Origin of the sequence: Seonamhaeicola sp. ML3 (assembly GCF_023273855.1) — a bacterium.
Lineage (GTDB): Bacteria > Bacteroidota > Bacteroidia > Flavobacteriales > Flavobacteriaceae > Seonamhaeicola.
In genome coordinates, this window is sequence record NZ_CP096884.1 from 1,988,533 (window position 1) to 2,002,652 (window position 14,120).

The following is a 14,120-nucleotide window of genomic DNA, read 5'->3' on the forward strand; positions in this document are numbered from 1 at the left end:
GCTTTAAAAAGGCTTCTTTATTTGTTATCTTTGTTATAGTGAGGATGATGCTTTGGCGTCATTTTTTTGTGTTAATAAGGTTCTGATTTTTATGATGAAAACTTTTTTATCGAATTAATTTCTTTAAGAAGTTTGAATTCAATAAATCAAATATCTACAGGCGCATACCATAACTAAATAAAAAAAGAAAAACATTAAATAAATGAGCGAAGAAGCTAAAAAACAAAATTATTCTGCCGATAGTATTCAGGCTTTGGAAGGCATGGAACACGTGCGTATGCGTCCATCCATGTATATTGGAGATGTAGGTGTGCGCGGATTGCACCATTTGGTTTATGAGGTGGTGGATAATTCTATTGACGAGGCCTTGGCGGGTCATTGTGATAATATAACCGTAACTATAAACGAAGATAATTCCATCACTACCGAAGATGACGGTCGTGGTATTCCAGTAGGTTTGCACAAAAAAGAAGGGGTTTCTGCTCTTGAAGTTGTTATGACCAAGATTGGTGCTGGTGGAAAGTTTGATAAAGACTCTTATAAAGTATCAGGTGGACTTCATGGAGTTGGTGTGAGTTGTGTGAATGCACTTTCAGAACATTTAAAAGCTAGTGTTTACAGAGAAGGGAAAATTTGGGAACAAGAATATGAGCGTGGTAAAGCATTATATCCTGTAAAGACAGTTGGTGATTCTGAAAAAACGGGAACCATTGTAACTTTTAAACCAGATCCAACGATTTTCACCCAAACCTTAGAATATAATTATGATACTTTGGCGAGTCGTTTACGTGAATTGGCTTTTTTAAATAAAGGGATTACAGTTCATTTAGTTGATAAGCGTCATAAAAAAGAAGATGGTGAATTTGAAGGAGAGACATTCCATTCCAACGAGGGGTTAACAGAGTTTGTTAAGTATTTAGATGCTACAAGAGAGCCTTTAATGAAAGATGTGATTTCTTTTGAAGGTGAAAAAAATGGTGTGCCTGTTGAGGTGGCTATGGTGTATAATACATCGTATGCTGAAAATTTACACTCTTATGTAAATAATATCAATACGCATGAAGGAGGTACGCATTTATCTGGTTTCCGTCGTGGTTTAACGCATACATTGAAGAAGTATGCCGATGGTTCAGGTATGTTGGATAAATTGAAATTTGATATCTCAGGTGATGATTTCCGTGAGGGATTAACAGCTATTATTTCGGTAAAAGTTCAAGAGCCTCAATTTGAAGGGCAAACTAAAACAAAATTAGGTAATAGAGAGGTGTCTGCTTCTGTAAGTCAGGCGGTATCTGAGATGTTAACTGATTATTTGGAAGAACACCCAGACGACGCTAAGACTATTGTGCAGAAAGTAATACTAGCGGCACAAGCCCGTCATGCAGCACAAAAAGCTCGTGAAATGGTGCAACGTAAAACCGTAATGAGTATTGGTGGCTTACCGGGCAAATTAAGTGATTGTTCTGAGCAGGATCCTGCAAAATGTGAGGTGTTCTTGGTAGAGGGAGATTCTGCAGGTGGAACAGCCAAACAAGGGCGAGACAGAAACTTTCAAGCTATTTTGCCATTAAGAGGTAAGATTCTTAATGTTGAAAAGGCCATGCAACATAAAGTTTTTGAAAACGAAGAAATCAAAAATATTTTTACAGCGCTTGGTGTTACTATAGGTACAGAAGAAGATAGTAAAGCCTTGAACCTTTCAAAATTGCGTTATCATAAAATTGTAATTATGTGTGATGCCGATATTGATGGTAGTCATATTGCAACCTTGATTTTAACCTTCTTCTTCAGATATATGAAGGAATTAATAGAAAACGGTCATGTGTATATTGCAACACCACCATTGTACTTAGTAAAACGTGGTGCTAAAAAACAATATGCATGGAATGACAAGGAGCGCGATGAAATTATAGAAGAGTTTGGAGATGGTAGTAAAATCCAACGTTATAAAGGTCTTGGTGAAATGAATGCAGAACAATTATGGGATACTACCATGAATCCAGAATTTAGAACTATGCGACAGGTGCAAATAGATAACGGGTCTGAAGCAGATAGAATCTTCTCTATGCTGATGGGTGATGAAGTGCCGCCACGTAGAGATTTTATCGAAAAGAATGCTATTTATGCGAATATAGACGCTTAGTAAAAAGATAATAAGTATTGAAACCCCATAATAGTCAGCTATTATGGGGTTTGTTTTAAGTGTTTAATAAATCGTTTTAAAATAAACCTACCCTAACGTTTGGGGCGTTTAACCTAATGTTGGTGTTAATGCTGCTACCTCTACTAGGGTATCTGTTGTAGTAGCCATCGTACCTGTAGTAGTAAAAAGTTGCATGATGGTAGTAATGGTCACTGTGATGACAATGATTATTGCAATGCTCGTAGTGTTCTGCATAAGCGTCTTTTTTTCCTTGCATGTAGGCTTTGTAAGCCTTTTTGTCTCTCTTTTTCAGGTCTCTTTCGTATGCTTTTTGTTCGCTCCAAAATTCTTTTTCTTCACTTTCATTTTCAGCAACAAAATGTTGTTCGAATTTAGCATCTTCATGGGCGCGTTTTTGGTAGTAAGATGTTTTGTCTACGTGAGTACTGTCTTTTTGTGATTCTTGCGCAAAAGTTGAAATTGATAGTCCTAAAACGATAATAAATATTGATGTTTTTAATGTTTTCATAATCTTTAAAATTTGTTTAACAATCATTCTATTGTGCTTTCATTATTAAGACAACACAGTTGAGTTTTACCCTACCAAGTATTTCTCATTTTTGTGGGATATGATTTTTTTTTTATTGCAAGAACATTGTTTTAGAAACAATAAGAGACCGTATAAAATTAGCTTTTACGGTCTCTTTTTTTAGTTAAGGAAAGATGAAAATGTTCTTTCTGGAAATTTATTTATTGAAGGTGCCCTAATACTAATACACTGGCACTTAATTGTGAGTTGGCATCTACTTTAATACTTCCTAAATTTACAGATGTTGAAGACTCAACGTTTAACATAGCTGAAAATTTAAATGTGTTGCTATTGTCTGTTTTGTTATATGATGCAAAGTGAAGTTCATACTCCCCTTCATCAAGGAAATTTAACTCATAACTGCCTGTGATATTATTAACAACGGAACTTGTAACGGCATTTGCAAATTCTATTTTAGAAGCACCCTGTCCTTTGGTTTCAGATTCTGCATTGAAGCTTCCTTTCTTGTAGGCGTAGACAACGATTTTGTCTGATGTGTTTTCAGAATCACTTACATTACCTTGAATTTCGCCAGTTTCTAAATCGTTCACAATGCGTAATCCGTTAGAAAGCTCTGAAGCTGTAACAAAATCGAATGCATTAGAAGATTCAGTTTGAGATGTAATGGTTTTTCTTAAATCGAAATCGATAACCATTTTATTCGCATTGCTTCGAAGTACTTCAAACGAATCGTTGATTTGTATTTCGTTCGATACAGAGGCCAAGGCATGCTTTGTGTTATCTGTTGTTAAAATGTAGCATCCTGGAGCATTTCCGTTGGCATCAGATGCGGTATCTATTACTAGGCTAATATTAGAATACATTCTGCTTTTTAGGTCTAAATTTCCTAGTAATTTAGTAGAACCATTTTGATAAGCCATTAAATCTATGGTTGTTTTACTGAATCCTTCTATTGAGTTTCCATCAATTTTTACATCGGTAATAGTAACAAAGGCGCCTTTCACATTTGTATTATCAATTGGGGCATCTGTAATGTGTACAGCTGTTGGGTATGTTTCATCATTTGTTGGGTCATCATTTTTAGAACATGACGTAATTCCTGCTAATAAGATAACTGCTAAGATTATTGTTTTTACTTGTGTTTTCATAACTTTTAAATTTTATTTAATTATTAATAAATTGGGGTTTTCATTATTAAGACACCTCAAACGTTTTTCACCCTACCATTTTTTTATTTTTTTTTATTTAAAGCAATTTTACTATTGTGAATTTGATATAGATTTGTGTCTATTTTATTGATAATAAATGAATTAACACTTGTTTTTAGGTGTGGTGTAGTGTGGGCTTAATTGAAGTAAAATTATTTAGATACCTTTTGACTGTGCTAGAAGTTTGTTAAACTTATAGCTGTTCTCTTATAAGTTTTATGCTGGACTCAAGTTTTTAAAAATGCTCAAAGTTTAAGAAAAAGAAAAACCGCTTAATTTTTCAATTAAACGGCCAATACAAAACCTTGAATTATGTGAGCTTAAATTTAGAAATCGAAACCAATTGAAAATTGCCACACTCTATTTTGGGGGCTGCCTTCATCATAAACATCTCCCATTCCTAAGTGATATCTAACACCAAGACTAACTCCAGAATCGGTCTTAAATCCGCCACCAAAGTTAACGCCCCAATCAAATTTTTCAGGGTCAAATTCTTGGGAAGTGTTAAATAGTCCAAACCCACTGTCAAACTCTTCTTTGTGGTTTATTGCAAGTCCAATTTGAGGACCCGCTTCTAAAAAGAAATTTGAATTGGGATAAATCTTTAATGACAAGGGTAGATTTATGTAATCTAATTTTTGGGTAAACGTACTACCGTTATCTTCAATTTCATATCCTTGTTGTGAGTAGAGGAATTCAATTTGAAGCGCTACCACTTCCGAAAGGAATGATTCTCCATAAAGCCCGGCATGAAACCCGTTTCTTTGTCCGGTTTCTGTTTCCCCGTCATAACTTACAGCCGCTAGGTTATAGCCCAACTTTAGACCAGCATTTGATTTGCTATCTTCCTGAGCAGTTAAATTAAAAATTAGGCTAAAAAATATTCCTATGGTTAAAACTTTTATTTTCATTTTTATTGTATTTATTAATTGATTTGAGTTTGAATTTTTTATTTGCCGCCATTGGCTTGCAAATCTGCAATACAATGGGCGTCTAATTGAGGAGCTGCACTAGTGCCTATTAAGTTAGATAGACCATCTCCAGTCTCTGCAGACCAATACATTAAACAGCTTTCTACATTACAGTGTTTTGCATGTGTATCGTCTTCATGATTCTGAACCATATCGGCTCCTAAATCTGTAAGCCCTAAAATATGGCCAACTTCATGAGTAATTACTGTAGTTTCCAAAACACTTCGGTTTGGTTCTAAGGGGTTATCACTTAAACCTTGAATGGTTTTTTCGAAAATCACAAACGATGTGTTTCTATAAGCTGTGCCTAATACTACACTACTATTTGATTTCCTATCCGATTCTCCATCTACAAAAAATGCCCAAACAGCAATTGTATTACTATTATTGAATTTTGTTCTGTTATCGTCTTCAATAGTTATAATGTCTTGGGTAGAATACCTGTCTTTACCTGGAGAGGGAATGGCTTTTTTTTCTATGGTAATTCCATTTGGTTTATGAACTCTGACCTCCATGAAACTTTTAAAATTGTTAATGGCCTTTTGTGTAGGTTCATATCCCTCTACATAGACAAGTTCGACGATCATACTTGTAAATACATCATCAGACAGCAAGTCCTTAGAAGAAGTCCCCGTGCCCGCTTTATTTCCTATTGTATTAGGGGTGTTGTCTTCATTATCGTTGGCTTGTTCTTGATTGTTGTTTTCTGTACTACAACCAAGTAATAACAATAAAATAAGGCTTGTTAGATAATATGTATATTTCATTTTTATGACTTTTTAAAACAGCTGCCTTTTAATGGCAGCTGTTTAACCATAACACACTTTACAAATGCAAACCTAGTTTTAAATTTGGGATAGCACAAGGGTTATTGCTGCATTTGTGGAACTTTGCAGAGAGATTGAATTTTCAGAATAGCTTGTAACCTCCCATGTATGGTTTAATAGTTGGAAAGTAGCATCTCCAGAAAATGTCAATGTTAAGAATACTTCAAGTTCAGAGGTTACGGCGTATGTTCCCTCAACGTCATCAATAGTTGCGTTAACGGTGTTTTCTGCGATACAGCTTAAGTCGTTTGCAAAATCTATAGTATAATCTGCATAAACGTTTGCCGTGTTTATCCCTGCGGTTATAAAAGATTCGACTCTAAAAAGCCCATCAACTAAAATGTTTTCTAGTGTATTAGCGTTTTCTTCTGCTTCTTCCATTTCGTTGTCAACCTCTAAACATTCACTTATTCTGGAGTTTAAATCCATATCACTTGTTATTTCAACAACAGTTTCATTATTTAAGGTGGCTGTTATAGGGTAGTTTACAGAGAATAGTTCGTTGCTTCCAAAATTATTCATGTAGGTATATAGTTCTTGTTCAGATTCTAGAACCACACTTCCTGTTTGTTCTGCATCTAAACTAAAGGTTAGAATCGTTACAGGGAAGTCTATATCTAAACAATTAATGGCATTTTCGCCTTTGTTTTCCGCTTCCTCACAAGCAGTCATAAGGGCGTCATACTCTGTTTGGTTGGCAACTTGTACTTCGGTATAATTGCTTAACCTAACGGATAATGGAAACTGAAATGTTATGGTGTCATCATCTCCAATAAATTCACCTAAAATATTTAAGACCAAGTTGTAATCTGATTCTGTGACCAGTGTAAGCTGAGTTCCGTTAACAGTTGCCGTAACAGGTAGTAATATAGATGAACAAGAGATGCCGTCTAAAAAATCGTCAAAACTGCCATCGTAAGCAGAAGAGCGTTCTAAGTTCTTGGCGGTGCTGGAGTTGGCAGAGTTTGTATCTGTTCGGTTTCCGTTTTCGGAGTCTATTTCATCTTGACAAGACGTTAATGCCATAAAGACTACAGCTAGGGCAGTGGTTAATATGTTTAAATGTTTCATGATTTTAATTTTTCTTGGGTTATTTACTTTCTTTTTCATAGCACTTTTTTTTGCTTTTGTATATGTAAGACAACCTTATTTAGTTTTACCCTACCAACTTATTTGAAAATTAGTGATATGTTGAGTAGCAAGATTAGTACAACAATAATAATTAAGATTATTTTTAAAATTTTAAGAGATGCGTATCTTTTCATAATAATACTAACTTATTTGTTTTCTTACGTTCTTAAGACAACTTAAAATATTTTTACCCTACTTTTGTTTGAGTTTTATTTTAAATACCATCATAATCTACAATCATGGAGCGAAATAAACTTTGTGAAGAAACCTACTTTAATAATTTTTATTTAGAGCATGTGCAAGCGGCCAGTAATTTTGCCTATTACAAATGTGGGGACAAGGATGGAGCCATGGATTTTGTACAAGATGCCTTTTCAAAAATTTGGCAAAATTGTTCTAAAATAGATTTTACCAAAGCAAAAACCTACTTGTTTACCACAGTAAATAATTTATTTCTTAATAATGTTAAGCACAAAAAGGTGGTTATGGAATATGCCAAAGCGGCCCCATATGTAGATAAAACCAATGAAAGTCCCGAATATATTTTAGAGGAGGAAGAGTTTAAAAAGAAATTGCAGAATGCCATTTCGTTATTATCTGAATCTCAGAGGGAAGTTTTTTTAATGAATAGGATAGATGGAAAGAAATACAGGGAAATAGCCGAAATACTGGGGGTTTCACAAAAAGCTGTTGAAAAAAGAATGTCAGGAGCCTTAAAAATTTTAAGAGAGCATATAAAAAACATATAAATAGGGTAGGGTAAAACTAAATAGGGTTGTCTTAGTATTGAAGTAACAAACATGAAAAACGAAAACGACATATTAAAATGGTTTGATAATGAGCTTTCAGAGCTGGAAATTGAACGGTTGAAAACAACTGAAGATTTTGAAGTTCTTAATAAGATTGCTCATTATGCCTCTCAAATGCAAGCGCCCCAAATAGATGCAGATAAAGCATTAGAGCAGTTCAAGACTAAGAACTTGAAAAAGGAAGAACCCAAAGTCATACCACTTAATTTTAAAACCTTTTTAAGGGTAGCGGCTATTTTAGTAGTATTGTTAACCTCCTCTTACTTTTTGTTTTTCAATAGTATTAAGTCTTATTCTACCGATATTGCTCAAACCGAAACTTTGCGTTTACCCGATGACTCCCAAGTTGTATTAAATGCGCAGTCGGACTTAACATTCAACAAAAAATCTTGGAAGGACAGTAGAACACTCACCCTTGATGGAGAGGCCTATTTTAAGGTAACTAAGGGTCAAAAATTTACGGTACAGACAGAAATTGGGAATGTACAAGTTTTAGGAACTGAATTTAATGTAAAGGAACGTGAGAATTACTTTGAAGTTACTTGTTACGAAGGCTCTGTGCAAGTTACACAAAATGAAAATAGCAAGGTGTTAACACCAGGTAAGACATTTAGATTGGTTGATGGACAGGTTATCAACGTTGAAGATTTCAAGGCCACATCCCCGGCTTGGTTGTCTAAAGAATCATCCTTTATTAATGTGCCTTTGTGGCAAGTAATAGCAGAATTAGAAATTCAATATGACATCCAAATTTCTACTAAAGACGTAAATATTACTGAACCGTTTACAGGGAGTTTTACGCATACGGATAAAGATATTGCACTACAATCTGTAACCATACCACTAAAGTTAAGCTATAAAACAAATGGTAAAAAAGTTGAGTTCTATAACTATGAATCTAACTAAGCTATTTTCGTTTTTAATACTATTCTTTGCAATAACATCTCAATTACAGGCTCAGGAAAAGAAACTGCTTGCCAACCTAATTTCAGAATTGGAAACAGAATTTGATGTAAAATTCTCATATTCTGTAAATGATGTTGAGGGTGTAGCGGTTACCATTCCTAAAGAGGTAAAATCACTTAATCAAATAGTTGATTACTTAAATGAGGTAACACTCCTGAATTTTAAATTTTTAAATGAACGCTACATTACGGTTTCTACATTAAATAAAACCATTACCGTATGTGGTGTTTTGGTTTCTGGGTTTGATGATAGCCCGCTTTTTGGTGCATCTGTAGTTGTAAAGCATAGCTCTAAAGGAGTTATAACAGACGATAATGGCGTGTTTACGCTTACCGATATTAGAGTAAACGATATTATAAGTTTGTCTTACCTGGGTTATGAATCTCTCGAGATAAAAGCCAAAGATTTACTGAAAACAGATAATAGTTGTAAAACTTTGGTTTTAATAGAAAAGGAAGAAGCACTTAATAAAGTGGTAGTCTATAAATTCCTTACTACAGGTTTGCAAAAACAAACCGATGGGAGCACAGTCTTGAACACTTCAAAATTTGGAATACTTCCAGGGCTTACAGAACCTGATGTGCTACAGTCAATTCAAGCGTTGCCTGGTGTAGAAAGTGTAAATGAGAGTATAGCGAATATTAACGTTCGTGGTGGTACAAACGACCAGAATTTAGTGCTTTGGGATGGTATTAAAATGTATCATTCTGGACATTTTTTTGGATTGATTTCTGCGTACAATCCTTATTTGACCAACAAGGTAATTGTTGCCAAAAACGGAACATCGAGTGAGTTTAGTGATGGTGTTTCCAGTACAATAGATATGCGAACCAAAAACGAACTTACGTCTCGTTTTACCGGAGGTTTTGGTGCAAATTTAATTCATGCCGATGCCTTTTTGGAAATACCAATAAGTAAAAAGCTGGCCTTTCATTTTTCGGGAAGGCGTTCGTTTGCAGATTATTTAAGTTCTCCAACATATGATAATTACTTTGAACGCAGCTTTCAGGATAGTGAACTAAGTACAAATAGAGATAATATTAGTGAGAGTAATCGTTCGTCAGATTTTTTCTTTTACGACTATTCTGCAAAAGTGCTTTATGATTTTAATGAAAATCATAAGTTTAGAGCCACTATTATTGGTGTTAATAATAATCTGGATTATACAGAGGCATTCACAAATAATAACGGGGAAAAAGAATCTAAGACAAGTAATTTAAAACAAGAGAATCTTGGTTTTGGCGGCAGTTGGAATGCCATTTGGAATAACAAATTTTCAACGGATTTTAATGTGTTTTATTCAAAGTACAATGTGTTTTCATTAGACAATAGAATTGAAACAAATCAGGAGTTTTCTCAAGCCAATGAAGTTTTGGAAACTGGTCTAAAATTTAAAACCAATTTTAGGCTCAGTAATTTTATTAACCTTTTAAATGGGTATCAGTTTAGTGAAATAGGTGTTTTAAATGCCACCGAAGTAAGTGCGCCAGCTTATGATAAAACTAAGAAAGATGTATTATTAAATCATGCGGTATTTAACGAGCTGGAGTTTAATAACAAAAACACCTACTTAAGGTTTGGAGTGCGATGGAATTATTTTCAAAAGTTCAATAAACTTATAATTGAACCTAGATTGAATTTTAGACAAAGACTTTTAAATGGTTTAGCTTTCAAGTTGCAAGGCGAGTTTAAAAACCAATCGGCAACCCAGATAATTGACTTTCAAGATGATTTTTTGGGAGTTGAAAAAAGACGTTGGATCTTGGCTAATGAAAGAAGTATTCCCATTTCTGAAAGTAAGCAAGTGTCCTCGGGTTTTGAATTAAAAAAGAACAATTGGTTGCTTGATATAGAAGGGTTTTATAAACATGTTGATGGAATAACGACTTCAAATCAAGGGTTTTATAATAATTTTCAGAGTATAAACGCTATTGGGAGCTACACGGCAAGGGGCGCTGAGGTTTTAGTTAATAAAACATCAAAAAACCTGAGTGCTTGGTTAAGTTATACTTACAGCCTTAATGATTATGAATTCAAGACGCTAACACCGTCAACCTTTCCCAATAATGTAGATATTCGTCATTCTATATCGTTAGCATTTAATTATGAGATTGTCAAAAGTTTTAAGGTATCTGTAGGAGGTATTTGGAGAACAGGTAGACCATATACTAAACCGGTAGAGGGTAATGAAACAGTGCAAAGCGGGAATAATACCTTTGTAAATTATGACACCCCAAACAGCGAGAACTTAGATGATTTTATGAGATTGGATACTTCGCTAAACTATAGCTTTAATATTAGTAATGGTATATATTCTTCCTTAAGACTTGGGGTTATTAATTTCCTAAACAAACGTAATAGTATTAATAGGTACTATGAAGTCAGCCCTAACGATTCCAATACAACCATCGAAATAGAAAATAGGTCATTAGGTTTAACGCCTAACCTTAGTTGGAGGTGTAGATTCTAAATACAATAAATTCGATAAAATACATTTTTTTTCGATAAAAAGTTGTTTTTAGAAGAAAAATGTATATATTTGTTTAACCCAAATCAAAATAATGAAGAAGTTAACCTTACTTATGCTAGTGTGCTTTACGGCACTTACTTCAAAAGCACAAAATGATATTGATGCTTTACTAGCTGCTGGTGTTGAGGATGCCCAGCGTTTTGCAAACGATTATTTAATGCCAGGAACCAATGGTTTAATGCATAGCATGAACTCCAATTGGTTTAATACTGCAGATGCAAAGCCCTTAGGTGGTTTTGAAATATCCATAATCGCTAATGCTTCTCAAGCTACAGATGAAAATAAGACCTTTTTAATGAACACAGCTGAATACAATAATGTAAGGTTTGTTCAAGGTGGTCAATCTCAAATGGTTGCTTCGGTATTGGGACATAATGAAACTGATGTTATTGTTGAAATAACTTATGATGACCCAATTTTTGGAGAACAAACTGAAGAAATCACACTTCCAACAGGATTGGCTTCTCAAAATGTAAGCCTTATTCCTACTGCTTTCATACAAGGCGCCGTAGGTTTAGTTAAAGGTATAGAGGTCAAAGCGCGTTTTGTGCCAAAAATTGATACCGAAGACGTGAAATTAAATGCTTACGGAGCAGGTTTGCAGGTAGAGTTCACGAAGTGGTTACCTGCAGATAAATTATTACCCATTGCAATTTCTGGTTTAGTAGCCTATACACATTTAGATGCCAGTTACGATTTAACAGAATCTTCTGGAATTCAAGGTGAAAACCAAAGATTGGAAAATGATACAAACACATTGTTGTTACAATTAATAGCTTCAACTAAAATGCCTGTAATTAATTTTTACGGTGGGTTGGGCTATATAAAAGGTAAATCTAGTTCAGATATGTTAGGTACATATATTGTATCCAACGGAATAATAACGGCCGATGCTATTGAAGACCCGTTTTCCGTATCGAGTGAGGTGTCTTCAGTTCGAGGGACTTTAGGAACAAAACTAAAACTTGGTTTCTTTAGACTTAATGCTGAGTATCATATTTCAGATTTCAATGCATTTTCATTAGGAATCAATTTTGGATTTAGATAAAAAATAATACAATTATTGAAAAGTTTTCAAAAAGGATGTTTTAATTTTAGTTAGTTTATATTTAGTTTTTTGTTTTAGTTAAGTACAGGATTTTAATCCTGTACTTTTTTTATTTAGAGCTTTTTAATTCTTAATTTTGCCTAGCCTGAGTATATTCAAAAAGACTTTTTTGAATAGTTTAAGGCTAAGAATTTTACAAAAAAACATAACATATCAAAAATTAAAGACATGAAAGTAACAGTAGTTGGAGCAGGAGCAGTAGGAGCAAGTTGTGCGGAGTATATCGCCATTAAAGATTTTGCATCAGAAGTAGTTCTATTAGACATTAAAGAAGGTTATGCAGAAGGTAAAGCCATGGACTTAATGCAAACAGCATCATTAAATGGTTTTGACACTAAGATAACTGGTGTTACAAACGATTATAGTAAAACTGCTGGTAGCGATATTTGTGTTATCACTTCTGGTATTCCAAGAAAACCTGGTATGACTCGTGAGGAGTTAATAGGTATTAATGCTGGAATTGTAAAATCGGTATCTTCAAGTTTAATTGAATTTTCTCCAGAAACAATAATCATTGTGGTAAGTAACCCAATGGATACGATGACTTATTTAGTGCACCAATCTACAGATTTACCTAAAAATAAAATTATTGGAATGGGCGGAGCTTTAGATTCTGCACGTTTTAAATACAGATTAGCAGAAGCTCTAGAAGCTCCTATTAGTGATGTAGACGGGATGGTAATTGGTGGTCACAGTGATACAGGAATGGTGCCACTAACTAGCCATGCGACAAGAAATAGTATCAAGGTATCTGAGTTTTTGAGCGAAGAAAGGTTAGAGCAAGTTGCAGCCGATACTAAAGTTGGTGGAGCTACTTTAACAAAATTATTAGGAACTTCTGCTTGGTACGCACCAGGTGCTGCGGTTAGCGGTTTAGTTCAAGCTATTGCATGTGATCAAAAGAAAATCTATCCATGTTCTACGTTGTTAGATGGTGAATACGGATTAGAAGATATCTGTATAGGTGTACCTGTAGTATTGGGGAAAAATGGTATCGAAAAAATCGTTGATATCCCATTAAGTGATGCCGAAAAAGCACATATGCAGGCAAGTGCAGAAGGTGTTAGAAAAACCAATGGTTTATTAAATGTAGAGGCCTAATATACCTTATTCATATAATCATTTTAAAGACTGTAGCAATACAGTCTTTTTTTTTATATTTGGCGCATGAACGCAAAATGGTACTTTAGTACATTAATAATAGCATTAACACTTCTTGGTGTTTGCCAGAAACAAGATCCTGTGGCTAATCAGGAGATTGTTATGGAGTTTATTGATGTACAAATAACTGAAGAAGACGTTCAGGAAGCCATTGCCGATATAAAAGTCCGACTTTTAGATGTTGGAGCAAGTAACATTAAAGTTCAAGAAGCCAAAGGTGGTACTTTAAAAATCACTTACCATAGCGATGTTAATGTTACCAGCATAAAGCAAATCCTTTCAAAAGACAGTCATCTAGTACTCGAATATGCTTCTAGTCATTCAAGTAAAGACTCACGTCCATCTGATGATACTTCAGATTACAATTTAGATGTTTACGAAATAAAACAAGGTACCGAGTCTTCGAATTTAGGTGGTGGGAAATATGTTTTAGAAGTTAAATATGATTACGAAAGGTTTACAAATCCAAATGTTTACTTCCCGTTTATTAATCAAGTAACTTGTAAACTCAACCATTCCATAAAAACGGCTTACAAAGTCAACAGAAAGATTGCTGTTGCAATAGATAATACTTCACATAAAGAACCCGAAGTTAGAGCTGGACCTAACTCTAACTGCTAAAATCTATTAGGTGTTTTAATACACCCCAATTTTATCATTTTAAGAATATGCGTTAATACGCTACAAATCAATTATAATACATAAATAATTGTCAG

The 14,120-nt window shown here is 34.3% G+C and carries 12 protein-coding genes; 7 read left to right on the forward strand and 5 right to left on the reverse strand.

Annotation, left to right across the window (positions count from 1 at the left end; genetic code table 11):
• Positions 1-202: 202 nt before the first annotated feature.
• Positions 203-2,143, forward strand: coding sequence for a DNA topoisomerase (ATP-hydrolyzing) subunit B (gene gyrB / locus M0214_RS09015; protein WP_248722238.1), 1,941 nt, complete (start codon positions 203-205; stop codon positions 2,141-2,143).
• A 76-nt stretch (positions 2,144-2,219) separates the two neighbouring features.
• Here gyrB and M0214_RS09020 read toward each other — a convergent pair whose 3' ends face one another.
• The 5 genes from M0214_RS09020 to M0214_RS09040 form a co-directional block, all read right to left on the reverse strand.
• Positions 2,220-2,672 (reverse strand): hypothetical protein, encoded by a 453-nt coding sequence (locus M0214_RS09020; protein ID WP_248722239.1) that lies wholly within the window; start codon positions 2,670-2,672, stop codon positions 2,220-2,222.
• A 221-nt stretch (positions 2,673-2,893) separates the two neighbouring features.
• A complete protein-coding gene (locus tag M0214_RS09025) occupies positions 2,894-3,841 on the reverse strand; it encodes a DUF4382 domain-containing protein (protein WP_248722240.1) in 948 nt (315 codons plus the stop codon).
• Between the two features lie 386 nt (positions 3,842-4,227).
• The gene (locus M0214_RS09030) at positions 4,228-4,812 is read right to left on the reverse strand and encodes a porin family protein (protein ID WP_248722241.1); all 585 of its coding nucleotides are present in this window, start codon (positions 4,810-4,812) and stop codon (positions 4,228-4,230) included.
• A 38-nt stretch (positions 4,813-4,850) separates the two neighbouring features.
• Positions 4,851-5,639 carry a membrane metalloprotease gene (locus M0214_RS09035; RefSeq protein ID WP_248722242.1) on the reverse strand — a complete coding sequence of 263 codons (789 nt, stop codon included), beginning with the start codon at positions 5,637-5,639 and terminating at the stop codon, positions 4,851-4,853.
• A 78-nt stretch (positions 5,640-5,717) separates the two neighbouring features.
• Complete coding sequence (locus tag M0214_RS09040; protein ID WP_248722243.1) at positions 5,718-6,809, reverse strand: hypothetical protein; 1,092 nt, start codon at positions 6,807-6,809, stop codon at positions 5,718-5,720.
• A gap of 260 nt (positions 6,810-7,069) precedes the next feature.
• Between M0214_RS09040 and M0214_RS09045 the strand changes: the two genes are divergently transcribed.
• The 6 genes from M0214_RS09045 to M0214_RS09070 all read left to right on the forward strand — a co-directional run bounded on the left by M0214_RS09045 (position 7,070) and on the right by M0214_RS09070 (position 14,025).
• Entirely contained in the window at positions 7,070-7,579 is a 510-nt protein-coding gene (locus M0214_RS09045) for an RNA polymerase sigma factor (RefSeq protein WP_248722244.1), read from the forward strand.
• A gap of 51 nt (positions 7,580-7,630) precedes the next feature.
• Positions 7,631-8,545 carry a FecR family protein gene (locus M0214_RS09050; RefSeq protein ID WP_248722245.1) on the forward strand — a complete coding sequence of 305 codons (915 nt, stop codon included), beginning with the start codon at positions 7,631-7,633 and terminating at the stop codon, positions 8,543-8,545.
• Positions 8,532-11,075 carry a carboxypeptidase-like regulatory domain-containing protein gene (locus tag M0214_RS09055; RefSeq protein WP_248722246.1) on the forward strand — a complete coding sequence of 848 codons (2,544 nt, stop codon included), beginning with the start codon at positions 8,532-8,534 and terminating at the stop codon, positions 11,073-11,075. Before M0214_RS09050 ends, M0214_RS09055 begins: the two co-directional genes overlap by 14 nt.
• 91 nt (positions 11,076-11,166) lie before the next feature.
• On the forward strand, positions 11,167-12,183 hold the full coding sequence (locus M0214_RS09060; RefSeq protein WP_248722247.1) for a DUF6588 family protein: 1,017 nt from the start codon (positions 11,167-11,169) through the stop codon (positions 12,181-12,183).
• Between the two features lie 228 nt (positions 12,184-12,411).
• Positions 12,412-13,344 (forward strand): malate dehydrogenase, encoded by a 933-nt coding sequence (gene mdh, locus M0214_RS09065; protein WP_248722248.1) that lies wholly within the window; start codon positions 12,412-12,414, stop codon positions 13,342-13,344.
• Positions 13,345-13,410: 66 nt separating this feature from the next.
• Entirely contained in the window at positions 13,411-14,025 is a 615-nt protein-coding gene (locus M0214_RS09070) for a hypothetical protein (RefSeq protein ID WP_248722249.1), read from the forward strand.
• Positions 14,026-14,120: the final 95 nt, after the last annotated feature.